This is a genomic window from Ignavibacteriota bacterium (assembly GCA_013285405.1).
GTDB lineage: Bacteria > Bacteroidota > Ignavibacteria > Ignavibacteriales > Ignavibacteriaceae > IGN2.
This window is the reverse complement of sequence record CP053446.1, coordinates 1,595,475-1,619,832: the sequence shown is the minus strand read 5'-3', so window position 1 is coordinate 1,619,832 and position 24,358 is coordinate 1,595,475. Positions and strand designations below refer to the sequence as shown.

Below are 24,358 nucleotides of genomic sequence, written 5' to 3'. Positions count from 1 at the left end.
TTTATTTTATTTATTTAATTAAATTAATTTTCTGCAACCACTTTATTACTTCTGCCTGTACCTGTATTTCTTTGTCGCCTTCCATTACAAATAAAATTCCGTCTCTTTCTATTCCACCTTTTGTTGAATAGCCCTCCAATACATTGCTATTGGGGCAAAGTTCTTTTACTGTTTGAAAGCTGCTACCAATACCATAGCCTGCATTGGTGTTGAATGGAATTATTTTTTTTCCACTTAAATCGTATTCGTTTAAAAAACTTTTCATCGGTGGAGGTAACTGCATTCCCCAAGTTGGAAAACCAATAAACACAACATCGTATTTTTGTATGCTGTCTATCTTTGTTTTAAGTGGTGGCAAATATCCTGTTTCGTTTTCATTACTTACCTGCTCGACAGTTGCCTGATAATCTTCGGGATAATGATTTTCTAATTCTAATGCTACCAATGTACCGCCAATATTTTTTTGAATGATTTGGGCTACTACCTTTGTGTTATTGGTTCGGGATAAGTAAACAATTAGTGTACGTTCAGGATTTGTGTTCGAATGAATGCCTGTATGTATTTCATTCTGCTGTGTATGTGTACAAGACACTGACAACATAAATATTAAAAATGCTATTTGCTTTATCCAATTCTTTTTGTTTACCATACTGTATATAAATTGCAACGTGAAATAACTATCTCAATTTACTTCATACTACCAATTTTCATTTTTTAGGTTGATGATTAAAATTAACAAGTGAAATATACTATAGCTATACTGTCAGCACGTATACAAAAGGCGGGAAGATTGATACAGATTACGGTTTAGTTTTGCTCAGGATATTATTGTGAATTTGGTTTATTGATTCTTAAGTTTTGTCTTCTGTATTTGTCCGGAGTGTGAAACAGACAAACGGTATTAGTTTACTTCTATGCTGGGATTGAAGATGTTTAAGACCAGCCTGCCGACAGGTAAGTTTAATAAAGGATGTTGAGAAAGCGCTTGGATAAGAGTTCGTGTGTTGCGAAGGGTGGACTTTTTAGCACACACTTTCTTCGAAGCCGAACACTGGGAAGATAGAAATAACTTTCATACGAAGCACTTCGCCCCGCATTACGCCAAACCTTGTTACCAGCCGTTTTTATTTCTGTCGTGTTTGTCTGGCGTGCGTTGGCTTGGTGGCTCTTTTGCAAACTTTGGTTTTAGCGTTGCCTTGTGTGACTTACAAGTGTGTATTTTTTTTGTGCGTTGGTCATTTCCTTTCAAAGTCAAGAACCCAATCAATTTCAATTATTCCTCCTCTACCTTTTCTGTCAAATCGCATAAAACGATTTTTGATTTTATAGCCCCACTTATTTGTAATCATAAATCCATTTCGTTCTGCAATGTCAATTAGAAATTCTGCTGTGTCAAAGAAAACTTCACTCACATTACTGTCGCCAACCACCATTACATAATGAGTTTTATTGCTTAAGCATTTTGCCATTTCTGCAAAATGTTTTTCCATCTCTGCAAAATATTTGAAAGTCACATACGAATGTTTGTGTCCATTCTTCTTGTCGGTGTCGTAAACTTCTTGAAGTTTTTCATCCAACTTGTCAATACTTAAAATCGTGTTGTAAGGAGTGTAGTTGCTGAACTCAATTTTAGAAATCTGTTTGTTACCGATGTATTTAATCTTCTTTTCGTTCTGTTTCGTTTGTGTTTGCATCGCAAACAAATCACCAATCCAAAACAATTCTACCATTTGATTGTAGATGTAATCAATAGCTTTGATGTAAGGTGGCGAAGTGATTGCTAAATCTATTTGCTGTCCATTCAGCTTTTTTTCCAACGAGGTTGCACTTGATGAAATAACAATTTTACTCTTTACTTTTGCAGAAGTAATCTCTGAAAACTTCGTTGCTCTCTCAACAAATAAATCAAGCTGAGAAAAAAAAAGTGAATTCACTTCATCTGGTTCTTTAACTTTGGTATGTGACACATAAGTTTTCTGTGATTCATTGTCAGCATTTGAAACTCTGCGAATGATTGATGAAAAGCAAATCAGCAAAAGGTCTTGGATGTCTTTCACTTTCTTGCTATCACCAAATTTTTTTGGAATTTGATTTATCAAACTTCTAATCGCAGAAAGCTTTTTGATTGCATCATTTGTAAACCAATGTTCAATCGTTTCGCAATCTGGTTTGAAAGTGCCTTTTCGTTTCGCTTTAATTTCCTTAACTAACCAACTGGAAATATTTTTCAACTCGCTTTCATCAATTCTTGTCGTTTTTACTTTTGAAATCATTGCAGACAATGGGTCAATGTCAACTCCGATTGCATTGTAACCTGCTAAAACACTTTCAACTAAAGTTGTCCCACTGCCACAAAACGGGTCAAATACAAATTTATTTTTGTTGCCGTTCAAATATTTTGTAATTGCCCACTTTGGAATATGAGGTATGAACTTCGCAGGATACTTGTGAAACCCGTGTGTATATGTATTCACATCACGGGTTACTATATTGAGAATTGTGTCTTGCTCAATCTCTGTAGGGATAGTGTCTTTTATAAATTTGTATTCTGGAGTTTCAATCATTTTTGAAGTAATACTATGCTTTCTCGTAAATAATTTTTCAGTATTTCTAACTCTTGCTTTTGCTGTGAACTTGTTGTTAAGTGTCGTGTAACAAAAATATTTTTTATCTTGAACCCTATCTCTTTTGCAATGTCTGCAATCAAAACATCACTCGGAATTATCACCCCTGAATATGCAGAATTACCAACCACAATTCCAACATAACCGCCTTGAGTCGTTTGCTGATAAAGTTTATTCAATAAAGAGTGTGTATCGTCAAAGTAACCTCTAACCACACTTGGAATTCTTACGTTCCAAAGTTTATCGCTGTTAAAAAGAGAAATCAAGTTTTCAAGATTCTCATTCTTGTAAACTATGGGTTTGTGGTTCAGTGAATTTGTATTTGAACGGAAACCAGTATTGCGAAGCAACCTAAATTCTTCTTTGTCGTGGACAAAATCTCCAAGCCACAAATCCACTTTATGAATTTCAAAGTAGTCAAAGCAATTGCAGTAGGGTGGGGAGAAAAAAGTAAATTGAATCTCGTTTGAAAAAAGTTTGTCAAACTCTAAACAACTTCCCTTGAAAATTATCGGTTGCTTTTCATTTGCTCCGAAATAGTTTTTAATGTCAGTCAAAATAATTTCAAGATGATTGACAAGTTTTGATTTTACGAAATTGAATTTGTCCTCTGGAAAAACTTGTTTTTCCCAAATATCTTTTTCAATGTTAATGTAGCCGTTTGGAGTTCTCTTTCTGTTCTTGTATTTGATTCCGTTTCCTTCTTTCTTGATGTTGGAAACTTCTTCAATAATTGAAAGCCACGCAACGAAAAAAAGATTTTGAATTTTCTCGTCTTGAATTTCCTTGATATGAAACTTCAACTGTATAAGCGTTTGCAGAATTTCAGAATTGAAAACTTTGTCAGCAAGGTCAAAAGAAGTTTGAAATACTACTTTTGATTTTAAAACTGATTTCAGTTTCATAATTTCTGCATTCAAGTTTTCAATATCTATGATACTGTAATTTTCATTTTCTGCTTTTGCAACCAAAACTGAAATTGGGTTTACATCAATACCGAATGAATTGAGGTTGTTGTGTCGTGATGCTAACAACGTTGTTCCACTTCCTGAAAAAGGATCAAAGACATTGCCTGTTATTTGTAGTTCTTTGAGAAAAGTATTTACAAGTCGTGTTGAATATCCTTCACGATATGGAAACCATCTTTGCACAGGTGTTTGATAAGCGTTTTGAAAATGAACTTGACTTCCGAATGAAGATGCGTTAAGCATTTTTAGTCCTGATTCAAGGTCTGAAAAAGTTTTTAGTTGTTCAGCTTGTGTGTCTCTGATTTCCTCCTGGAACAAACCATAGTTGACAGTTGGCTCAGAAGCAATTTGCTCAACTTCAAAACCTCCGAAGTAAGTTTTGTATGTTAAATCGGTTGTCGTCATTAATTTTTGAATTTAACTGTTCGATGATATTGAATAAACTCAACCATAGGGAACCTGCCATCAACTCTGTTTTTGATTTGAGCATCTGCACTTGAAATAATTACGGTTTTCAAGTTTTGGTTTACGATGTCAGTAAACTTTGTGGATATAATTATTCTATAGTCGTCTGTTAATGAAAAATATCCCTTGTCAAATGCAATATGGCAATGTCTACAAAGACAAAGTCCGTTTAGAATATGTGTCCTGTGTGGCGTTCCATCTTCCGCAACATTGTCGGGTTTAATGTGTGCTGATTCTAAAAACATTTGTCCATTTACATCACAATTCGGAACAGCACACAAATAGTTGTATTTCTTTTTTATCCTTATTGCCCAAGTTTGATTTCTAATTCTCCTTGTGCTGTTTGCAAAACGCAAATCAGTGCTTAAAATATCTAACTCTGGTATTGCAATTTCTTCTTGCTCTGAAATTACATCAACAAGCGGTGCCGTGAAGATTCCGTCTGTTATTTGTTCCTCAATGTTCTGTTCTTGTGTGATGCTTTCAAAGATTTCACGGAGTGAATCTTTGAAAGGTGAAATTTCAATCAATGGGTTTTCCCTGATAGTGTCCCAGTCCGCATCTGTTAATATAGGATTAGGAACGAAGTTTCTAATTTCATTCACAAAAGCAACGTATCTATTTGTATAAATTAAATTTTCTCCAGCTTGTTGGAATAAACCCGAATTGAGTAAATCTCTTTTCCAATATGAAGTGTTATTACCAACTCTTGTTGTATTACCGTCAATAAGTGAGGTAAATTCTTGCAATGAAATAGAATTGTTTCCATCAAGGTTGTTTAGTAAAAATTTCAATGGCATTTCACCATTCGCTGGGTTCATGCTGAACTGTGCTTGTGTATTGTTGAAAGCATAAATCGCTAGCGAAATAGAAAGTATCAATTCATAAATTTGTTTTGCAGCCGAGAAATTTCCCACGGTATATAGGTCGTTCCACAAACTGCCCATTCTCGTCCAAAATAATGGGCAAACATTCCCGTCTCTTACAAACCCATAGCGAATCATTGCTCGGATTTTTGTTTGCATTGTTGATGGTTCAATTCCCGCAACAGCTGCAAATTGATACATCTTTTGGTTCCCTTGTCTGCCACTACTCCAACCAAAACCAATGTATTCCAGCTTCTGACTTTCAAGAACCAAAGTTCTTACAGCCAACAACTCGTCAATATTTGAGCTGCTTCGTGAGTGAAACCAATCTCCGTTAATTGATGCCATTACTTTCTTTTAATATATTTAATTTCTTCTTCTGCTACCCGAATTGCTTTCAAAGCAATATCTTCATCTTTGACAATATCATAAGCTTGATCAGCCAACCAAAGTGAAAGCAAATCATCTTTGTTTGTTTCAAGAGCACCACAGTTTCAAGATTGCACTGTCCCAATAGAGTTGCAAATAACTAATAACTTACCGCAATAATAAAAATTATTATTTTATTTTGAAAATTTGCTACGGCTTAGCTTCTCAGCTTCAACCTTTCTTCCTGGTAGTCTATCGTCATCATTTTTATACGTATAACTTCTTCATCAATGGATGGTTGTGTTTTGTTGATTTGGATAAGGTGTATCCGTTGTGTCTCTAAAAGCTCCCTGTACACCTTGGTAGTGTTACTATTAAATCGGAATTCTTTTTCGTCATTCAACTCATCTTGTAAGAATGCAATTATCTTTTGGTAGTTTACTCCGTCTTGCCGATTTTCATTGGACTTACCATTCAAAAACTCAAGCGATATTTTATGTAGTTCCTTATCCAGGTATTCTCCCACTTCGTTTTTAGGTTGTGGGTAATCTATCTCTTTTAAATTGGCTTTTTTAATGAGGTAGGGAAGTGTTAAACCTTGAATAGTCAGTGTTAATAGAATGACAATAAAGGTGATAAACAGAATCAAATTTCGTTGTGGAAAAACATCACCATTTACCAAATAAAGTGGAATGGATAAAGCTGCTGCTAACGAAACTACGCCACGCATTCCTGCCCAGCCTAAAATAAAAGGTCCTTTGATACCAGGATTGTTTGGATCCGCTACTTTGATGAAATTCCGCATAATCAGTGTAACTCCCACGGCACCATAGAAACTAATTATTCTTACCAAAACCACAACCATTGTTATCAACACACCATAACTTATAGCTTCAACCAGGTTTGTATTTCCTAAACCATTTATAATTTGAGGCAGATCGAGCCCAATAAGTATGAAAATTATTCCATTGAGCAGAAAAATAAAACTCTCCCAAAAATTTGTTCCGTGTACCCTTGACGATGAACTAAGAAATTCATAACGTTTTTGAGAAACAAATAAACCGCCTGCCACAACAGATAAAATTCCGGAACCATGTATTTCTTCTGCAAGTATATACATTAAATAAGGAGCTATAAGAGTTAGGATCACATCTATATTCACATCGGTTGGCAGCAGTTTGTGTAATTTGGTAAACACCCATGCCAAAATAATTCCGCAACCCACGCCACCTACTATCATCCAAAGAAACTGCAAAGCCGCTGACGGGATATCAAACATACCTGTAGTAACCGCAACAATAGCGAATTGCATAATGATAAGTGAAGAAGCATCGTTCAATAAACTTTCACCCTCTAAAATGGTTGAAAGCCGCTTGGGTATTTTTACAAACTTTGTAATAGCATTTGCACTTACTGCATCGGGTGGAGAAACAATACCTCCCAATAAAAAACCCAATGCCAAAGTAAAACCGGGGATAAACCAATATGCAGTAAACGCCACACTTATTGCGGAGATGAAAACTACGATAAAGGCAAAGCTGAGAATAATCCTTCGCCACTTGAAAAGTTCTCTGAATGAAGAAGACCAGGCTGCTTCATATAGAATGGGAGGTAAAAAAAGAATAAAAACGATATCGGGTTCCAGTTGAATCTTGGGTAAGCCCGGTAAAAAACTAATAAGCAAACCTGCAACTACCAACAATACAGGATAGGCTACCCGTATTTTTTTGGCAATCATAATGATGCAAACGATTACCAATAGCAGGGATAGAAATAATAAAACAGAATTTTCCATTGTGTATGTATAAATAATTCAATGCTAATTTATGAATTATTTTATAAAATAAAGTTCGCTGAACCAGCAAAGACAAATTGTTACCTGAATTACTCTTCTGCTTACCAGTTCTACAGATTACTTTACTTCTTCCACTTCCTGCCACATAAAATTTGATGTTCGATGTTTTATGAGCCATTGTCCGTTTTGCTTTACAAACTCGTCTTTGTAAATGGTGTACATTGTAGTCTTCATTTGTTTGCCATCCTGTTCACCAACTAAAATTACACGACAATAAGAAGTTGCTTTGGCTGTATTATCCGTTAGTTCATCAATGGTTTGCTGCCCATTTTGGTGGTAGATGGTATGAAAATTTGAAAGAAAACCTGAAAATGCCTGCTCTAATTGTTCTCTTCCTTTTAGCAATGAGGTACGTTCACTGTTTGCGTACGATTCCACCTCACCATCTTCAGTAAAAAGTAAAACTTGTTTGTCTATTTCTTTTGTATCGGCAAGGTTGGAAAATACGTCAACAACATTTTTTATCGCCATTTTATCTTCAATAGCAGCGATACGTTGTTCTATGTTTTGAGGATTCATAGTTTGAGCATTTGATAGGTTAAAAAATAAAAGAGATACTAAAATTGATGTTATTGTTTTCATAATTGATTGTCCTATAGATTTTGAAAAACAGATTCAGGATTTCTGAAACCAATAGTTGGAATGGCTTCTAAAGAAGTTCTGAGTTCCTTTAATTCTGTGTTTGTAAATTCAACATTTAATGCTCCGATATTTTCCATCAAATGATTTTGATTGGTAGTTCCGGGAATGGGTACGATAAACGGTTTTTGTGCAGTTAGCCATGCTAAAGCGATTTGTGCTGGTGTTGCATTTTTCTTTAATGCCCATTCTTTGGCTAAGTCAGTTACTTTTAAATTAGCTTGTAATGCTTCAGGAGTGAAATAGGGAACACCTGCTCTGCGAAAATCTGGTTCGGGAATATAATTTTCATCAAATCTTCCAGTCAGCATTCCACGACATAATGGTCCCCAAGGCACAAAGGCAATTCCTAATTCTTCACAAAGCGGTAGAATGTCAAATTCCATCACTCGTTCCAACATAGAATATTCACTTTGTAAAGCGGCGACAGGTTGCACAGCATGAGCTTTACGAATGGTTTCAGGCGACACTTCAGATAAGCCAAAATTTATAACTTTGCCTTCATTAATTAATTCTTTCACTGTTCCCGCAATATCTTCTATCCGAACATTCGGATCCATCCGGTGTAAATATAGCAAGTCAATGGATTCAATTTGCAATCTCTTCAGCGAACCCTCTACTGCACTGCGGATATGTTGTGGGCTGCTGTCTCTTCCGGTAACGTTGTTACCATTATAGCTGAATCCAAACTTTGAAGCAATATTTACTTTGTTGCGGTAAGGTTTTAAAGCTTCGCCCACAATTTCTTCACTATAAAATGGTCCGTACACTTCTGCGGTATCGAAAAAGTCAACACCATTTTCTACAGCATTGCGAATTAACTTCACCATTTCGGCTTTGTCCTGCGGCGGATTATAAACACCTGCCATGCTCATGCATCCCAGTCCGATTGCTGATACTTCCAACGAACCAATTTTACGGTTTATTTTTTTGGAATAAGAAATAGGCGGATTGTTTGAAGCTTTATTCACATTCCTTGCAAAGGAAAACAATCCTGTAGTACTTAAAAGTAGTCCTGCTGAAATCAGGGTACTTTTTTGCAAAAAATTTCTGCGATTGATATTACTTTTCATCATTATAATTATTCCTTCGTTTTTGGTAAAGGTGTTTTTCCGTTAGTGCCTTTAGAACTTGTTCCCAAACTTGTCCCAATGTCGTGAGATTCTTTTAAACCTTCGGGCGCTCTGTCGCCAAATACACCAATAGAATTAAAACCGGTTTCGAGTTCCTGAATATCGGAAGTGGATAATTTTACTTTTACCGCACTTGTGTTTTCCTGCATGTGTGAAATTATCCTGGTACCCGGAATTGGTACAATAAAAGGTTTTTTTGCTAATAACCAAGCTAAAGAAACTTGACCGGGTGTAGCCTGATGTTTCTCACCTGCTTTTATCAGAAGATCAACTATCGGTTGGTTTTTAACTAAAGCTTCTTTGCTGAACCTTGGAAAGTTTAAACTTTTTCTGATATCACCTTCTGAAAACTGATAATCAGATTTTACCGTTCCTGTTAAGTAACCCATCCCAAGCGGACTCCATGGTACAAAACCTATTCCAAGTTCCTCACAAACAGGAATTACTTCTGCCTCAGGGTCACGAGTCCAGAAAGAATATTCATTTTGAACTGCTGTAACCGGATGTTCTGCATGTGCTCTGCGAATTGTAGCAGCACCTGCTTCGGATAATCCGTAATGACGAATTTTTCCTTCTTTTATTAATTCTGCCATAGTCCCAGCCACTTCTTCAATTGGTACGTTTGGATCTACCCGGTGTTGATATAATAAATCGATATGATCTGTCTGCAATCGCTTGAGCATATAATTTACCGCCTGCTTAATGTGTTCCGGTTTGCTATTTAAACCGCCCATCATCTGACCAGAATCGAAATCAATATCAAAACCTATTTTAGAAGCAATTACTACATCATTACGAACAGATTTTAAAGCTTCGCCTGTAATTTGTTCACTGATATGAGGTCCATAAATTTCTGCGGTATCGAAAAAGCTAATACCTTGTTCATGAGCACTTCGAATTAACTTAATAGAATCTTGTTTACTCGGTGGATCTCCATAAGCCCACGCAATATTCATACACCCAAAACCTAATTCAGAAACTTCGAGTGAACCGAGCTTTCGCCTGCCTGCCGGCAAGGCAAGCTTTCCATCTAAAGTTGTTAATAGATTTAGAGCATTTCCATTGAACATAGATTTTGTTGATGCAAATGCAAATTTTCCAAAAGCTAAACCTGCACTTACAAGTGCTGTTTTAGCTATGAAGTCACGACGGGTGATGTCATTGTTTGCTATTGTCATTGTTATTTCTCCTTGTTGACTAAAACTTATAAGTTAATATTTATACTAAAACTTCTGATACAAAATTAAGAAAGCAGATACCGAAAGGACGTATACAAAAGGCGGGAAGATGGATACAGAATGCGGTTTTATATTGAAGATTATAAGACATCACTTCTTATATCAATCAGGGAAGTTTTTACTAAAAGGCGAACATTTTTAATCATCTTACAAAAATAAATTGACTTACATTTATATTATTTCTAACTTTACATTGATAATATTACAAAAAGGAATTATGAGAAATGGAAACAGGATATGTAACTACAAAAGGGCAATTAGTAATTCCCTCAAAGATGAGAAGAAAGTATGGGATTAAACCGGGAACCAGGATTAATTTCTTTGAGGAGAAAGATGGAATAAAGATTATTCCTATTACGCCTGAAATTATAGATGCTAATAAAGGTTTTTTAGGAACAGGCGGAAAGCTTTTAAAAGCTCTTATGGAAGAGAAGAAAAAAGAGCGTGATCTATGAAATATGTTTTGGACAGTTACTCTTTATTAGCCTACGCAGAAAAAGAAAAAGGTGTTGATGAGGTTGGAGACATTTTAAAAAAAGCTCTTGATGATAAAGCCGAATTGTTTTTATGTGTTATTAACTGGGGAGAAATGTATTACATCGCTTTGCGGGAAGGCGGCAAAGAAAGAGCTGAACTCTACAAAAATACTTTTGCCAGATATCCTATTACAATTGTAGAAGCCAACAAAGAACTTACTCTGCAGGCAGCACAGTACAAAGCATATCACAAAGTTTCTTATGCAGATGCTTTTGCTGCCGCTTTGGCAAAGATGAAAAAAGCACAGTTAGTTACAGGAGATAGAGAGTTTAAAGTGCTGGAAAGGGAGATAAAGATTAACTGGATATGAAACAGATAAAATCCTTCGTGAAAATTTCTTATTTTTTAAGAGATGAAAATTTATCTCTTACATTAAAGGAACTGAATGGCAAAACTCAAAGCCGTTGATTTCTTCTGTTCAATCGGTGGGATGACTTATGGTTTCAGAAAAGCCGGGATTAATGTTATTGCCGGAATAGACATTGATCCATCCTGTAAAGAAACTTACGAATACAACAATCCAGGAACAAAATTTATTCAAGCAGATATCAAGAATTACACTTTTGACGAGTTAAAAAAAACTACAGGTATTGCAGCGAACGATGACAACCTTATTTTTATAGGTTGCAGTCCTTGCCAATATTGGTCTATCATTAACACTGACAAAACGAAATCGAAACCTTTAAAAAATCTTCTTTTAGATTTTCAAAAATACGTTTTGTATTTCAAGCCTGGGTACATAGTTCTGGAAAATGTACCTGGAATTATTAAAAAGCATAGTAGAAGTGGGCTTAAGAAATTTGTTAAGGAAATACAAAATTTAGGATATATTGTAAAGTACGATATACTTAATGCTAATTACTATGGTGTTCCCCAAAGAAGAAGAAGGTTTACATTAATTGCTTCGCGTGTCAAAAGAGAGATCGGGCTTCCCAAAGCGAACAAAAAAGATGTGCCAATTGTAAAGCAATTCATTGGAGTTAAGAACGGGTTCAGAAAAATAACCGCCGGACACAATGATACATCCGACTTCTCACACACAACAGCTAAGCTAAGTGAAAAAAATTTAAAGCGAATTAAAAAAATTTCTCATAATGGCGGAAGCAGATTAGAATGGGAAAACAATACCCTCCTACAGTTGAAGTGTTATAGAAAATTAGAAAAAGGTTTCAGTGATATCTATGGAAGAATGTTTTGGGATAAACCCGCACCGACTATTACAACGAAATTCCACAGTTTATCAAATGGTAGGTTTGGACATCCTAATGAAGATCGTGCAATTTCATTAAGGGAAGGAGCGACACTACAGACTTTTCCTACAGATTATATTTTTAAAGAAAAAAGTATTGGAAAAGTTGCAAAACATATTGGAAATGCTGTGCCACCGGAATTTGCAAAAAGAATTGCCTTAAAAATAATTAAAGGGGAAAATTATGAGTGAAGAAAAGACCCTAAAAATGACTTTCGATCCGGCAACAATTGAGCACTTAGGTGTTAAAATGTATTCTAAGTTACCGAATGCAATTGCAGAGCTTATTGCTAACGCTTATGACGCAGATGCTAAAAATGTTAAAATCCTTTTGTATGATAAAAAGGAAAAAAAGATAGTTGTAGAAGATGATGGTTTCGGAATGAGTTTCGACGATATAAATGATTATTTTTTAAGGATTGGAAGAAATAGAAGGAAAGAAGGGTTGGAATTAAGTCCCAGTGGAAAAAGAAAAGCTACAGGAAAGAAGGGCTTGGGAAAACTTTCATTTTTTGGAATTGGTAATACAATAGAAATTGAGACAATAAGAAAAAATTCAAATGAGAAAATTACATTCATATTAGATTGGGAAGAGCTAACTAGTGTCACTGAGAAAGATTACAAACCAAAGTTTACTGTAAAGAAGAGTAAAGCCTCATATGGTACGAAAATAACATTAACAAAGATTCATCGTAAAACAGTATTTGATAAAACAGGTCTAGCTATAAGCTTATCTAAACTTTTTAACCTTTTTGATAACACTTTCAAGGTAACCATAAGCAGAAACAATGATTCTCCACTTAGAATAGATGATAAATTGAAATACGAGAATATTGAAACACAATTTGAATGGAAATACAAAGATTTGATTGCCACTTTTGAAACTGAGTATGAATATAAAGGTAAAATTACAGGCAAGATCATAAGCTCTCCAAAACCCATAAAACCAGAATTAAGAGGTATTACACTATTTGCAAATAAAAGATTAGTTAATTCCCCCGAATTTTTTGGTATATCCGAATCTAGTCATGGGTTCTCCTATTTAACGGGCTGGCTAGAAGTAGATTTCGTCGACGAGTGGAAAGATGATGTAATTTCAACTCACAGACAATCGCTTAATTGGGACTTGCCATTAACTACTCCTCTAAGAAGTTATCTTAAAAAACTTATGTCTCACATAGAAAGAGAATGGAGAGCAAAGCGAAAAGAAGAAAGAGATAAAGGCATTAGTTTAAAAACAAAGATTAATATTAAAAATTGGTATGACTCACTGCCTAAAGATATTCGAACTAAAGTAGAGCCCATCATTAGTGCCATCGCTGAAAAGTCTGAACTTCCCGACGATGAACAAATTTCAACTATCAGGCAACTCCATGAACTTGTTCCTGAATATCCTTATTACCATTGGCGTCATCTTCACTCGTCAATTCAGGAAGTTTCAGAAAAAGATTATAAAGAGGCAGATTATTTAAGAGCTGCCGATGAAGCTATTAAGAAATATATTAAAAATGTTCAGAAGAAATCAGGTATAAAAGATAAAGATGGCAAACTGAAAGACGGAACAGATTTAATGTTTAATGCATTCGGAGATAAAGGAAAACTTAATTTTACATCTTGTAAAACAGAAACTGAAATAAATCTTGAAAACGGTCAAAAACATATTTCGGCAGGAGCAGTGGTTGGTTTCAGAAATCCTGTTTCTCATGAAGTCAAAGAAACATTATATCCTAAAGTCTTTAATGATAAAGACTGTCTGGATATATTAAGCATGATATCTTATTTATTTGGAAAATTAGATAAAACTAAAAAGAAACATTGAATTTCTTAACTAATATTTCTTAAATATTATCTTTTATTTTTGCTATAAACTCGATGAAAAAAGGACAGCGGGCATGGTCAAGGGAAGAATTAATTTTAGCAATCAATCTTTATTTCAAAATTCCTTTCGGTCGCCTTCACTCAAATAATTCTGCAATTATTCAACTTGCAAAACTCATTGGCAGAACTCCCAGTTCTGTTGCATACAAGCTTGTTAACTTTGCCAGTCTTGATCCGACTTTGAAAGCCAGGGGAATAAAAGGTGCTTACAACGTAAGCAAACAGGATAAGGAAATATGGTATGAGTTTTATAACAATTGGGATGTCTTACCATTTGAGAGTGAAAAACTTCTTGCAAAGATTAATAAAATATCATTAGAGCAATTGCACAACATAGATGAGAGCGAATTACCAAAAGAAGGAAAAACAAGAGAGCAAATAGTAAAAGTCAGAGTAAATCAATCTTTTTTCAGAAAATCTGTTTTAGCTGCTTACAACAATACTTGTTGTATTACAGGAATTCAGCAAAAAGAATTACTCATTGCGGGACATATAAAACCATGGAAAGATGATATTAAGAACAGGCTAAATCTCCGAAATGGAATTGCTATAAACGGATTGCACGACAAAGCATTTGATGCCGGGTTGATAACCATAACACCGGAATACAAAGTCAGAATTTCTTCCGTTCTCATAAGACAAAATAAAGGCCAGGTTATTACAAATTATTTTTTAAGATATGATAATAAAAAAATAATCTTGCCTTCAAGATTTTTGCCTGACAAAGAATTTCTTCTTTACCATAATAAGGAAAAATTTATTGTGTAATTTCACCAGAGTTGTACAGATAATTTATTAAATACCTTTTCGACCTTTTTGGGTTTTAATTGACAAGTCCAGAGAGTAATGATTTTCCAACCTGCTTTTTTGAGTTTAAAATTATTTCTTTTATCTACTTGCTTGTTTCCATCAATCTTATTCAACCACCATTTTGTTCTTGTTTTGGGTACAACAAAATATTTGCAATTTTTATGTCCATGCCAGAAACAACCATGAATAAAAATTACTGTTTTAATTTTGGGCAGAACTATATCCGGTTTACCGGGCAGTTCTTTCTTGTGTAATCTGAATCTGAACCCCTTGGAGTGTAAAAATTTTCTTACTGTGATTTCGGGCTTTGTATTCTTTCCCCTTATCATACTCATATTATAACTTCTTACTTCAGGAGAATGAACATCCGCCATTTCAATAGCATTGGAAATAAAATTTGTGATAATCTTTAAAAACAAGTTTAAATTTTTGTATTAAATTTTCTTTGTTTATCTCAATACAAAATTCATTCGTTGCTCTTTCAAGATCCTCAAATAATTTATCTTCCATATCTTCTGCAGTAACAACAAGTCCCTCAATCTTCACATTATAGTCCTGTTGTTCAAGTTCCCAAATGATTGACTGCAGCGGTGAATTCATTTCATCAGCATCTACAGCTTCAAATATTTTTTGAATATTCATTGCTAACTCCTTTTATTTTACTTTGCAAAATATGAGAAACAAAAATCAAAATCCAGGCTGAGGCAATGGTGATTTTCAATTGTCAATGCTTCATTAATTTGCTGAACACTATTGAGTTGAATAATTTTATTTTACCCTAAAAGCTTTTTCCATTGATGACTGTTCCCGTTTGGATATTCCGTACTTTTCAGCAACTGCCTTCCAACTACTAACTTTACTTTTAATTTCATCTATAATCTTTTTGGCTTCATTTGTGTCTAATCTAAAATATTCTGCAGTTTCCAATGCGAGCTCAAAACTTAATGAGTTATCGTTCCCGGAAATATTTAAACTCAATCCTGTACCCGTTTCATTTGGATTAATATCAAATGCTGGAGAGATCATCCAGCCTTTTTCAGATAAAATAAAACCATGATTTCTTAAATGATCATCTGTATTTGAAACACAAATGCTAAACACAATTCTTTTCCATAATTCTCTTAGGTCTTCATTTACTCTTGCGCCATATTTAATAATAAAATCTGCAATCTCAAGATAACTTGCACCGGCATGAGAATCTTTATCATCTGTATAGCCAAGCATTGTCATTGCGGAAGCGAAGTGGATTCTTTCCTTTTTTATTCTATCAAATCGCTTAACTAAAAAAGTATGATGTTGATGATTTGAAAACTTTTCTACTTTTGCTTCGGTAATATTTATTCCACATTTTGCTGCAAGATTATAAACGACCATCTCCCATCCGCCAATATTTTTTGTATCATTAACACTCGGGAATTTAGCTATCCATAAATTTCCCGCAGAATCATAAATGCTGGCTTTTGGTCTTGCGCCGCCAAGTGATGATCCCGGAGCGATTAACATATTCAACCATTTAAGATGTTCTGAATCTGATCCTTCATCTTTCTCAAACTTCAGACTTGCTTCCTGTAATTCACTGATAGAAGTCCAGGGTGGCGCTGAATGATTTTCATCTTTATTTAAAAATGGACCATCGGGTTCTTCTTTAAATCTTAATCCTCCAATCCTGTTCTCATCGTAAACACCTAATAAATAATCTGATTCCATTAAAGTTTTTGCCGGTCTTTTTTCTCTTCGAGCTATAATTGCTTCACGTCTTTGCATAATAACTCTTCCCCATCTGTCGGGCGAGGAATCCAGGAAAATGCCAAAGTTATTTTTGCTGCCGGGTAAATATTGCGTGCCTGAGAAAAGTTGAAGATCCGGATCAATAACTTGTGCAAATTTGGATTTCAACCATCCCTTATCGTACTCAAAAGAAAATATTTCTTTACCTCTTACTATTTCAGAATAAAGAGTTCCTAATTGTGTTGGCTCCTTTAGTCCTATCCAGGAAGCATATACCAGTATCTCTTTTCTTGAGTTTGTTTTTGTCATATTTTAATTCTCAGATTTTCTTTTTGGCGCTCTCTTTTTCATGATTAATTTTGCATCCTGCAGTTTACGACCAAGTTCATCGTCTCTGGCAATATTTAACAGATCATTTTCCAATCCAAGCACAGATAAAACACGAGCATAGTTACCGATGCCAACATTAGGTTTTCCTTTTTCTATTTCATATAAAGTTCTTCTGCCAATTCCCGCTCTTTCAGCAACCTGCTGGGTACTTAATTTTCTTCTCAATCGAGCGAGCCGGATATTTTCCCCAAGTTCTTTTAAGATTTTATCTGTTTTAGATAGTAACATATTTTCTAATGCCTTTATAATGTGTTTTATACTGCACAAATATATAAATTTCGGGCAATATACCGCCCATTATAAATAATATTTTTATAGTCCGGGAAATTGTGCCTTCTCCACTAACAAATGCATGACCGAAAGTTGACTGGGGATTTTATTTTTTCAAAGAACCCATATCAATAACAAAACGATATTTTACTTTGCCTTTTTTCACCGAAGGAGTCCTTCGGACAAATGTTCAAAGGCTGCATTGATTTGCTCAACACTAATGAATTCAATATCAGCAGTGATATTATGTTCTGCACAGAAGTTCAGCATTTCCTGATTTTCAGTAATTCCACCAATATTAGAACCTGAAAGAGTGGGTCTTTCCTCTGCAACACTCGAAATATTAACTAAAGAAAGTTCCTCTCAAAAAGTAAATTAAAAAGTAACTTGCAGAGTGTATCACAAAGTGATATATTTGCTTATGTTAAAACTAAAAACAAAATGGTTCGATAAATGGGCAATAAAGAATGAGATAACAGATAAAAAACTTTTAGAAACTTTGGAAAGTATTTCAAAAAAACTTGGAGTTGTTGATTTAGGCGCGGGTTTATATAAAATACGTACTCCGAAAGCAGGACAAGGAAAAAGTAGTGGATTTAGAACAATCGTGGTTTTTAAAGAATCCGAAGCCGCTATTTTTGTTTATGGTTTTTCAAAAAATGAAAAAGATAATTTAAACAGTGAGGAATTAAGATATTTCAAAAAATTATCTAAAGATTTATTATCAATAAGCAGAGAAGAATATAAGCAGCTTGAGGAATTAGGAAATTTTATAAGAATAAAGGAATGATTATGAGAAAATCAATAAAAAAAGCAATAGGCAATACTGTACAGGATTTGCTGAAAAGAGGAATAAAAACTTCGTTCACTGAAAAAGAATTAAAAGAATTTAAAGTCGAAATTCCCGAAGTAGAAATAAATGCAAAAGATATACTGAAGATAAGAGAAAGAATTAAGCTAAGCCAAAGTGTGTTTGCAAAGGTATTGAATGTTAGTCCATCTTCAGTAAGACAATGGGAACAAGGTAAAAAAAATCCAACCGGTTCAACAAAAGTATTGCTAGAACTTCTCAAAAATAATCCGGACATTTTGAACTATCGTATTGAATCTTAAGTTCAGCGATGAAGAAAGCTTTTATATAATTTCATCTGCTCCAGCAAATTCTGCCCTGCAGATGTAAGCGATTATCTTTTCAAAGAACCCATATCAATAACAAACCGATATTTTACACCTGCCTGTCCGGTAGGCAGGTCTCCTTTTTCCTCCGAAGGAGTCCTTCGGACAAGCGTTCAAATGCTTCATTGATTTGCTCAACATTAATAAGTTCAATATCAGCAGTGATATTATGTTCTGCACAGAAATTCAGCATTTCCTGTGTTTCCAGTAATTCTACCAATACTTTTCCTTTAGTTATAATTTAAAATAAATTATCTGTCAATCATTCTTTGACTGTTTTCTGAATATCGCTCACCTTGTATTTTAATTTTTGATGATGCCGCTTCAATTTCTTTAATATCCTCTTTTGTAATTTCAACATCAACCGCACCAATATTTTCCTCAAGACGATGCAGTTTTGTTGTTCCGGGAATTGGAACGATCCAATTTTTTTGAGCGAGCAGCCAGGCAAGTGCTATTTGTGCAGGGGTAGCATTTTTTCTTTTTGCGATTCGTTCAAGCAACTCAACAAGTGCTTTGTTTGCTATTAAGTTTTCGGGTGAAAATCTTGGAACTGTATTTCTAAAATCAGATTTATCAAACTCAGTTTGTTCATTAATTTTTCCGGTTAAAAACCCTTTGCCAAGAGGACTAAACGGTACGAAACCGATTCCGAGTTCTTCCAGTGTTTGTAAAATTTCTTCTTCGGGTTCTCTCCACCATAAAGAATATTCACTTTGTAATGCGGTTACCGGCTGAACAGCGTGAGCACGACGAATTGTTTTCACTCCAGCTTCTGATAAACCAAAATGTTTTACTTTTCCTTGAGCGATTAAATCTTTAACTGTTCCAGCAACATCTTCAATCGGTACATTCTTATCAACACGATGCTGATAAAGAAGATCAATGTAATCTGTTCTTAATCTTTTTAATGAACCTTCAACAGCTTTTTTAATATTTTCAGGTCTGCTGTTAAGCCCATTAGATTGTTTTGTAACGTCATCAATATTAAAACCAAATTTAGTGGCGATTACTACTTTATCACGAAATGGTTCAAGCGCTTCGCCGACAAGTTCTTCATTGGTAAAAGGTCCATAAACTTCCGCGGTATCAAAAAAAGTTATACCTTTTTCAACAGCAGTACGAATAAGAGAGATCATTTCTTTTTTATCAGCAGCAGGACCCAGGCCAAAACTCATCCCCATACAGCCAAGTCCTAAAGTTGAAACTTCTAAATTATTTCCAAGTTTTCGTTTTTGCATTGTTATCACCTCGTATCTTTCATTTATTTATTTGTTATTTACGATTCAAAAATAAGCTGGCAACTGATAGATGAACATATACAAAAGGCGGGATTACTTATACATTTTTACGAAATTAACACCAACGGACAACTGTTTGAAATTCAAGCAAAATGAGTTGACGAAAATTTTTTCAATCTTACATCAATCCCGAAGGGATAATTATGCTAAAACTACAATTGATTTTTTAGCGTTAAAGCAGGAATTGTCAAAAACAAATAATTTGTGCTAAAAATATTTTAGAGTGATTTATTGTGAATAATAACCATAGTAATAATCGCTCTCAACTAACACTATTTGCTCGTCATTTGACGAAAAGGATGGAAGAAATACATATTTGTTCTCCGCACTTTTACTAATTAACTTTTTCTGATTTGTCCCATCAGAATTAATCAAATACATTTCAGAACCTGTTGTAAAGACCACCTTTTGCCCATCGTTTGATATGTCTGCAAACTGACCGCTTGTAGCAACATTTAAAATATTTCCGGTATTTAATTCCAAAACGTAAACAGTGCCTTTAGATGTGAAGACGATTTTATCATTAACAGATCTATTCTTACCGAGTCTTGATATAGGAATTGAACTTGTTAATGTTTTTATATCTTGTAAATCAAAAAGATTTAGTGATTTTATTGCAACATCATTTGAACTAAAATCTGTCTCGGTATAGATAAGATGAGTGCCATCAGCAGTTGAAAAAATCGGAATAACCATTTTTCCACGAACTATTAATAATGTATCTATTATTGCCGATTCAAGATTTTGAGAAATAATTACGCCATCATTAGTTTCTAAAATGAGTGTGTTACCGTATGTTAAAGAATTCATAGAGGAAATAAATACTGGTCCTGCAAATGAAGCACCATAATTCTTTGTTAAGTTAGAAACCAATTGGTCATATTCGTTTACTGAATAAATGCCGTCACTCGCCGTAAGAAATATCGTTGTTATTTCCGGATATAATTTAATATCGTAAATAGGTCCACCTTCGAAATAGTTAGAGCCACCATAATGCGAGTAAAGATTTCGTGCTACCAGTTCACCCACAGCATGATAAAAAGTCGCATAAACAAAATTAGAACTGTCTTTAAAGACACAATCGTAAACCACATTATTCACATCTTCAATTTTGCTGACTGAATTACTATTTAAATTATACAGCTTGATGCTTCTCAATCCATTTGAAAAGTTTGCAGATGTTGGATCTTCCTCACAAGACATAAGAAAAAGAACTGCTGCTGCGGATAGGATAAAATTTATTGTTCTCATTCCAGAACCCCTTTATATTGGTTGATGAAAAATATTTATCGGGTCGATGAATTTATTTGAACACTTAAAAACTACTTTTGAGAGCTACTTCAGGCAAGTCATATTATTCTGCACCAGAAAGATTCACAGGAAACAAAAAAAGGATAACTTCAATTGTTGTTCTTTGTCAAATGATTAAATCGTAATTTGAAATGCTTTTACTATTTCCTGAACTGCTTTATAAAATCTTCAACCTCAGGTAAGCCACCCTGGTAGATGAGATAACCGTTGCTTGGTTCGCGTTCTGTAATTTCTCCGGCAATAGGAGTTAGCATAATCTCTTTTATCTTTTCGAGGTCATCTGTTTGTCCAAGTGCCCAGCCAAGTTTTACATACGCAACTTCTGGAAGCATATTTGCTGCGGGAATTACACCGAGTTCCATCATATCTCTTCCGGTATCGTAAACATACATTTGCACGTAGCCCCATAAAGTTTGAACTGTCATATAAACAGCTACACCTTTTTCCTGTGCATACTTTAGTGCGGGATAAAGAGGTTTGTTTACGTGTCCGAGTCCTGTTCCTGCTATTACAATTCCTTTGTAACCGTTATCAACGAGCGAATCAATCATATCCGGTTTCATATTCGGGTAGTAATAAACAATAGCAACTCTCTCATCAAACACAGCGTTTACTTTTACATTGTTATCATATCTTCTTTTTATATAATCATTACGAAGCGGTGTTATTTTTTCGCGGCTAACAGTTGCAATAGGAATATCTCCAATTGTTCTGAAAGTTGATCTGTAACTCGAATGCATTTTTCTAACACGAGTTCCTCGGTGAAGAAGTCCGTACAGATCGCTTGTTGGACCAAACATACAAACCATTACTTCGGCGATATCACTTTTTGCTGCAGTTGTAACTGAGTGAATAAGGTTCAGTGCAGCATCAGATGAAGGTCTATCACTGGAACGCTGTGAACCAACCATAACAATCGGGACCGGAGAATTCTGAATCATAAACGAAAGTACTGCAGAAGTGTGATGCATTGTATCCGTTCCGTGACCGATCACAATTCCCTGAACACCCTTTTCAATTTCTTTACCAATTGCTTCGGCCAAACCAATCCACTGATCAGGACCCATATTCTCGCTGAAGACTCCGTAAAGTTTTTCAGTTTCGAGATTGCAGATATCAGCAAGTTCAGGGACAGAGCCGTAAAGTTCACCGGGAGAAAAAGCGGGAATAACAGCACCGGTTCTGTAATCAAGCCGGCTTGCAATAGTTCCACCAGTTCCGAGAAGTTTTACTTTTGGTTTTTTTGGATCGTATGGAAAATCTTTTTCGGGAATTTTGTAGTGAGCTTCTTTCCTCCCAAAAATATTTATTGATTTAATTTTCCTTGCTGCAATACCAATGTTGTAACCAACGGGAAGCTTTATGACGATATGGAATTCATCAGCAGTTTCCGAACGAGGAAGAATAAGTCCTTTGAAATTTCCGTCATCTGTCGAAATCTCCACATCGCTCCATACCAGCGCATTAAACTTCTGAAGTGTTTTTAATGCTTCTCCTTTATAACCCTTGTATTCATCATTATTTGACATTCTTTAAACTCCTTTGGAGCGATCCAACTTTCTGCGAAACTTTTTTTGCACTGATTCTTCCGCGAAGCTTGCTCATCAATATTCCCATTAAAATGCTGTTTGCATTTTTTTCTTTAACGAATTCCATTCCCTGCATTTTTTGTTCGGCAAGTACTATTTCTTTTTCAAGTTCATCATCACTCATTGGCTGGGGAATAATTTCATCAACGAACATTCCAAGTTCAGAGCTGATTTTCATTGCCCTCAGAATAAAATCATAAGTTAATCTTTTATCAGCATATGCTTTTAAAATTGATGACATCATTTTTTCATCAATTGAATCAATCACATAACTGCTTCTGCTTAATCTTTTTGGATATTGAATTAAAATGACTGCTGCATTAACCGGATTTATATTCCACTCGTTCACAGCTTTCTTGAAAAGTTCAGCGTATTTTGAGATTGATAATTCATCAATTGTATCTGCAGGAATTTTAAGTTTTCTATACCATTCTTTTCTTTTCCAGAATTGTTCAGGCAGCCATGTTTTAATTGCATTGATTCTTTCTTCTGCAATTTTTTTCGGAGGTAGATCTGTGTCAGGATACATTCTATCCGCACCGGGAAGAATTCTTTCAAATCCATTTGTACCATCGCTCAATGCCTGTCTTGTTTCAGAAGGAATTCCGATTGTAGCTTCCTTCGCACGGATAATAATTTCATTTACCGCAGTTTGGATATCCTCATCATTAGCCCAAACGATAATTATTGTATCTTCATCGGTTGCTTCAACATGCTTTTTAATTTTCAACCAGTCCGAGGAAGTAATTGTATCTGTTCTGCTGTCTGAATGAATCAAATTCGGAATGGTAGTTAAGCATGCAATTACTCTTACTCTGTCAGAAATTTCTTTGGAGAAATAGGTATCAGTCTGTGTCTGCCATCGAAGTAAATCCTTAAATCCTTTTAGAACTATACACCGTATTTTTAATTTACTCTCGACTGCATTTTTTAGTGGAACGTAGTGTGGTTTTTTGATAAGCGAAGTGATGTCGTAATCTTTTGCCAGGAAAGTCTCTGTTGTAATTCCTCTTTTCCTCAACTCTTCTCTTAATCTTAAAAGATTCCATTGACGCATTGCTTCGTTGTGAGTTAACAGAGGAATCATTCCAATTTTCGGAACTCCCTTTATTTCAACGCGCGTTCCTCCTTCAACACTAACATTAACATCCTGACGTGCTGCACCAATTCCTCTTCTTACTTTGTGAGTGCTTCTTACGAGCTTTGCACAAATCCATCCAACTTCAGCAACTTCGTACGGAGTACGCATATCCGGACCGGTTACTGTTTCTATCAACGGCATCCCAAGTCGGTCAGTAAGATATGTTCTTGTGTGAAATTGATCAGAAACTTCTCTGCATGAATCTTCTTCAATTGACATCTGAACTATTTTTACTGTTCTGTCTTTGTAAGGAATCCATCCATCCACTGCATAAATCGCCGTTCGTTGAAAACCTGTAGGAATACTTCCATCCAGATATTGTTTTCTCGCAATATGAAGTTCATCCACAAGTTTGCAGTTATACAACATCCCGATTCCAAGTGCGATATCAAGCGCATTTTCATTGATCAGGAATGGCGGAGTATCATCCATCTCATAAGTACAGACGGTGTTCCGATTAATCCGATAAATAATTTCTTTTTTTGTTTTGAACTCCATCAAAGCTGTGCCATCATAAACTCCAAGTTCTGATAGAGTCGGACGCATATGCCGGAGTATTTCTGCGTGATAGTTATCGCTATAGATGCCTGCAGGACAATGACAAAATAATTTTTTATCAGTGAAAAGCTGCTGATGAATTTCGAGACCGGATTTGAAACCAACCATCTGATAGTCAGCCTCTGTCATCTCACCGAAGGGTTTGAAGATAAATTCTTTCATATAAAATTACAATTTTCTGCTGTCAACTTAGAAATAATTTTAGATAGTTACAGCCTGAATTTTTTCACTTGACTACATAAAAATAAATATTCCCGGCAGAG

Annotated in this window: 24 protein-coding genes; 7 read left to right on the top strand and 17 right to left on the bottom strand. The window is 35.0% G+C overall.

The features are described from left to right. Window positions 1-10 precede the first annotated feature (10 nt). From HND39_07030 to HND39_06995, 8 genes are all read right to left on the bottom strand, one after another. Entirely contained in the window at window positions 11-601 is a 591-nt protein-coding gene (locus tag HND39_07030; GenBank protein QKJ96056.1) for a flavodoxin, read from the bottom strand. A gap of 634 nt (window positions 602-1,235) precedes the next feature. Further along, on the bottom strand, window positions 1,236-2,576 hold the full coding sequence (locus HND39_07025; GenBank protein ID QKJ97914.1) for a hypothetical protein: 1,341 nt from the start codon (window positions 2,574-2,576) through the stop codon (window positions 1,236-1,238). Continuing rightward, a complete protein-coding gene (locus HND39_07020; protein QKJ96055.1) occupies window positions 2,561-3,997 on the bottom strand; it encodes a hypothetical protein in 1,437 nt (478 codons plus the stop codon). Before HND39_07020 ends, HND39_07025 begins: the two co-directional genes overlap by 16 nt. Further along, entirely contained in the window at window positions 3,997-5,271 is a 1,275-nt protein-coding gene (locus HND39_07015) for a hypothetical protein (protein ID QKJ96054.1), read from the bottom strand. The genes HND39_07020 and HND39_07015 overlap by 1 nt, the downstream gene beginning before the upstream one ends. Window positions 5,272-5,509: 238 nt before the next feature. Beyond that, window positions 5,510-7,087, bottom strand: coding sequence for a Na+/H+ antiporter (locus HND39_07010; GenBank protein QKJ96053.1), 1,578 nt, complete (start codon window positions 7,085-7,087; stop codon window positions 5,510-5,512). 117 nt (window positions 7,088-7,204) lie between these two features. Then, the gene (locus HND39_07005; protein ID QKJ96052.1) at window positions 7,205-7,729 is read right to left on the bottom strand and encodes a nuclear transport factor 2 family protein; all 525 of its coding nucleotides are present in this window, start codon (window positions 7,727-7,729) and stop codon (window positions 7,205-7,207) included. 11 nt (window positions 7,730-7,740) lie between these two features. Beyond that, complete coding sequence (locus HND39_07000; GenBank protein QKJ97913.1) at window positions 7,741-8,859, bottom strand: aldo/keto reductase; 1,119 nt, start codon at window positions 8,857-8,859, stop codon at window positions 7,741-7,743. Between the two features lie 8 nt (window positions 8,860-8,867). Beyond that, window positions 8,868-10,097, bottom strand: coding sequence for an aldo/keto reductase (locus HND39_06995; GenBank protein QKJ96051.1), 1,230 nt, complete (start codon window positions 10,095-10,097; stop codon window positions 8,868-8,870). Between the two features lie 284 nt (window positions 10,098-10,381). Here HND39_06995 and HND39_06990 point away from each other — a divergent pair, with 284 nt between their 5' ends. From HND39_06990 to HND39_06970, 5 genes are all read left to right on the top strand, one after another. Further along, complete coding sequence (locus tag HND39_06990) at window positions 10,382-10,612, top strand: AbrB/MazE/SpoVT family DNA-binding domain-containing protein (protein QKJ96050.1); 231 nt, start codon at window positions 10,382-10,384, stop codon at window positions 10,610-10,612. Next, window positions 10,609-11,004, top strand: a complete 396-nt coding sequence (locus HND39_06985) for a type II toxin-antitoxin system VapC family toxin (GenBank protein QKJ96049.1) — start codon at window positions 10,609-10,611, stop codon at window positions 11,002-11,004. The genes HND39_06990 and HND39_06985 overlap by 4 nt, the downstream gene beginning before the upstream one ends. 75 nt (window positions 11,005-11,079) lie before the next feature. Continuing rightward, on the top strand, window positions 11,080-12,135 hold the full coding sequence (locus tag HND39_06980) for a DNA cytosine methyltransferase (protein QKJ96048.1): 1,056 nt from the start codon (window positions 11,080-11,082) through the stop codon (window positions 12,133-12,135). Further along, window positions 12,128-13,762 (top strand): TIGR02391 family protein, encoded by a 1,635-nt coding sequence (locus HND39_06975; protein ID QKJ96047.1) that lies wholly within the window; start codon window positions 12,128-12,130, stop codon window positions 13,760-13,762. Before HND39_06980 ends, HND39_06975 begins: the two co-directional genes overlap by 8 nt. A gap of 53 nt (window positions 13,763-13,815) precedes the next feature. Next, window positions 13,816-14,589 (top strand): HNH endonuclease, encoded by a 774-nt coding sequence (locus tag HND39_06970; GenBank protein QKJ96046.1) that lies wholly within the window; start codon window positions 13,816-13,818, stop codon window positions 14,587-14,589. A 2-nt stretch (window positions 14,590-14,591) separates the two neighbouring features. On the opposite strand, the gene vsr is transcribed toward HND39_06970, so the two are convergent. The 4 genes from vsr to HND39_06950 form a co-directional block, all read right to left on the bottom strand. Next, window positions 14,592-15,005, bottom strand: coding sequence for a DNA mismatch endonuclease Vsr (vsr, locus tag HND39_06965; GenBank protein QKJ96045.1), 414 nt, complete (start codon window positions 15,003-15,005; stop codon window positions 14,592-14,594). 1 nt (window position 15,006) lies between these two features. Continuing rightward, window positions 15,007-15,273, bottom strand: coding sequence for a hypothetical protein (locus HND39_06960; GenBank protein QKJ96044.1), 267 nt, complete (start codon window positions 15,271-15,273; stop codon window positions 15,007-15,009). A gap of 126 nt (window positions 15,274-15,399) precedes the next feature. Then, entirely contained in the window at window positions 15,400-16,668 is a 1,269-nt protein-coding gene (locus tag HND39_06955; GenBank protein QKJ96043.1) for a HipA domain-containing protein, read from the bottom strand. A 3-nt stretch (window positions 16,669-16,671) separates the two neighbouring features. Continuing rightward, window positions 16,672-16,977: a helix-turn-helix transcriptional regulator gene (locus HND39_06950; protein QKJ96042.1), complete on the bottom strand. Its 306-nt coding sequence runs from the start codon at window positions 16,975-16,977 to the stop codon at window positions 16,672-16,674. A gap of 463 nt (window positions 16,978-17,440) precedes the next feature. Here HND39_06950 and HND39_06945 point away from each other — a divergent pair, with 463 nt between their 5' ends. After that, window positions 17,441-17,809 (top strand): type II toxin-antitoxin system RelE/ParE family toxin, encoded by a 369-nt coding sequence (locus HND39_06945; protein ID QKJ96041.1) that lies wholly within the window; start codon window positions 17,441-17,443, stop codon window positions 17,807-17,809. Between the two features lie 2 nt (window positions 17,810-17,811). Further along, window positions 17,812-18,132 carry a helix-turn-helix domain-containing protein gene (locus tag HND39_06940; protein QKJ96040.1) on the top strand — a complete coding sequence of 107 codons (321 nt, stop codon included), beginning with the start codon at window positions 17,812-17,814 and terminating at the stop codon, window positions 18,130-18,132. 112 nt (window positions 18,133-18,244) lie between these two features. Here the strand turns inward: HND39_06940 and HND39_06935 are convergent, their stop codons facing one another. The 5 genes from HND39_06935 to gatE form a co-directional block, all read right to left on the bottom strand. Then, on the bottom strand, window positions 18,245-18,415 hold the full coding sequence (locus HND39_06935) for a hypothetical protein (protein ID QKJ94781.1): 171 nt from the start codon (window positions 18,413-18,415) through the stop codon (window positions 18,245-18,247). A 31-nt stretch (window positions 18,416-18,446) separates the two neighbouring features. Beyond that, window positions 18,447-19,436, bottom strand: a complete 990-nt coding sequence (locus tag HND39_06930) for an aldo/keto reductase (GenBank protein ID QKJ96039.1) — start codon at window positions 19,434-19,436, stop codon at window positions 18,447-18,449. 288 nt (window positions 19,437-19,724) lie between these two features. Beyond that, a complete protein-coding gene (locus HND39_06925; GenBank protein ID QKJ96038.1) occupies window positions 19,725-20,747 on the bottom strand; it encodes a hypothetical protein in 1,023 nt (340 codons plus the stop codon). Window positions 20,748-20,947: 200 nt separating this feature from the next. Continuing rightward, window positions 20,948-22,336, bottom strand: a complete 1,389-nt coding sequence (gene gatD, locus HND39_06920; protein QKJ96037.1) for a Glu-tRNA(Gln) amidotransferase subunit GatD — start codon at window positions 22,334-22,336, stop codon at window positions 20,948-20,950. Next, window positions 22,326-24,257, bottom strand: a complete 1,932-nt coding sequence (gatE, locus tag HND39_06915; GenBank protein ID QKJ96036.1) for a Glu-tRNA(Gln) amidotransferase subunit GatE — start codon at window positions 24,255-24,257, stop codon at window positions 22,326-22,328. Before gatE ends, gatD begins: the two co-directional genes overlap by 11 nt. Window positions 24,258-24,358: the final 101 nt, after the last annotated feature.

Coding starts and splice junctions, on each gene's coding strand:
- HND39_07030 (QKJ96056.1), bottom strand. CDS start 601: ATGTTGTCAGTGTCTTGTACACATACACAGCAGAATGAAATACATACA.
- HND39_07020 (QKJ96055.1), bottom strand. CDS start 3,997: ATGACGACAACCGATTTAACATACAAAACTTACTTCGGAGGTTTTGAA.
- HND39_07015 (QKJ96054.1), bottom strand. CDS start 5,271: ATGGCATCAATTAACGGAGATTGGTTTCACTCACGAAGCAGCTCAAAT.
- HND39_07010 (QKJ96053.1), bottom strand. CDS start 7,087: ATGGAAAATTCTGTTTTATTATTTCTATCCCTGCTATTGGTAATCGTT.
- HND39_07005 (QKJ96052.1), bottom strand. CDS start 7,729: ATGAAAACAATAACATCAATTTTAGTATCTCTTTTATTTTTTAACCTA.
- HND39_07000 (QKJ97913.1), bottom strand. CDS start 8,859: ATGAAAAGTAATATCAATCGCAGAAATTTTTTGCAAAAAAGTACCCTG.
- HND39_06995 (QKJ96051.1), bottom strand. CDS start 10,097: ATGACAATAGCAAACAATGACATCACCCGTCGTGACTTCATAGCTAAA.
- HND39_06990 (QKJ96050.1), top strand. CDS start 10,382: ATGGAAACAGGATATGTAACTACAAAAGGGCAATTAGTAATTCCCTCA.
- HND39_06985 (QKJ96049.1), top strand. CDS start 10,609: ATGAAATATGTTTTGGACAGTTACTCTTTATTAGCCTACGCAGAAAAA.
- HND39_06980 (QKJ96048.1), top strand. CDS start 11,080: ATGGCAAAACTCAAAGCCGTTGATTTCTTCTGTTCAATCGGTGGGATG.
- HND39_06975 (QKJ96047.1), top strand. CDS start 12,128: ATGAGTGAAGAAAAGACCCTAAAAATGACTTTCGATCCGGCAACAATT.
- HND39_06970 (QKJ96046.1), top strand. CDS start 13,816: ATGAAAAAAGGACAGCGGGCATGGTCAAGGGAAGAATTAATTTTAGCA.
- vsr (QKJ96045.1), bottom strand. CDS start 15,005: ATGGCGGATGTTCATTCTCCTGAAGTAAGAAGTTATAATATGAGTATG.
- HND39_06960 (QKJ96044.1), bottom strand. CDS start 15,273: ATGAATATTCAAAAAATATTTGAAGCTGTAGATGCTGATGAAATGAAT.
- HND39_06955 (QKJ96043.1), bottom strand. CDS start 16,668: ATGACAAAAACAAACTCAAGAAAAGAGATACTGGTATATGCTTCCTGG.
- HND39_06950 (QKJ96042.1), bottom strand. CDS start 16,977: ATGTTACTATCTAAAACAGATAAAATCTTAAAAGAACTTGGGGAAAAT.
- HND39_06945 (QKJ96041.1), top strand. CDS start 17,441: ATGTTAAAACTAAAAACAAAATGGTTCGATAAATGGGCAATAAAGAAT.
- HND39_06940 (QKJ96040.1), top strand. CDS start 17,812: ATGAGAAAATCAATAAAAAAAGCAATAGGCAATACTGTACAGGATTTG.
- HND39_06930 (QKJ96039.1), bottom strand. CDS start 19,436: ATGCAAAAACGAAAACTTGGAAATAATTTAGAAGTTTCAACTTTAGGA.
- HND39_06925 (QKJ96038.1), bottom strand. CDS start 20,747: ATGAGAACAATAAATTTTATCCTATCCGCAGCAGCAGTTCTTTTTCTT.
- gatD (QKJ96037.1), bottom strand. CDS start 22,336: ATGTCAAATAATGATGAATACAAGGGTTATAAAGGAGAAGCATTAAAA.
- gatE (QKJ96036.1), bottom strand. CDS start 24,257: ATGAAAGAATTTATCTTCAAACCCTTCGGTGAGATGACAGAGGCTGAC.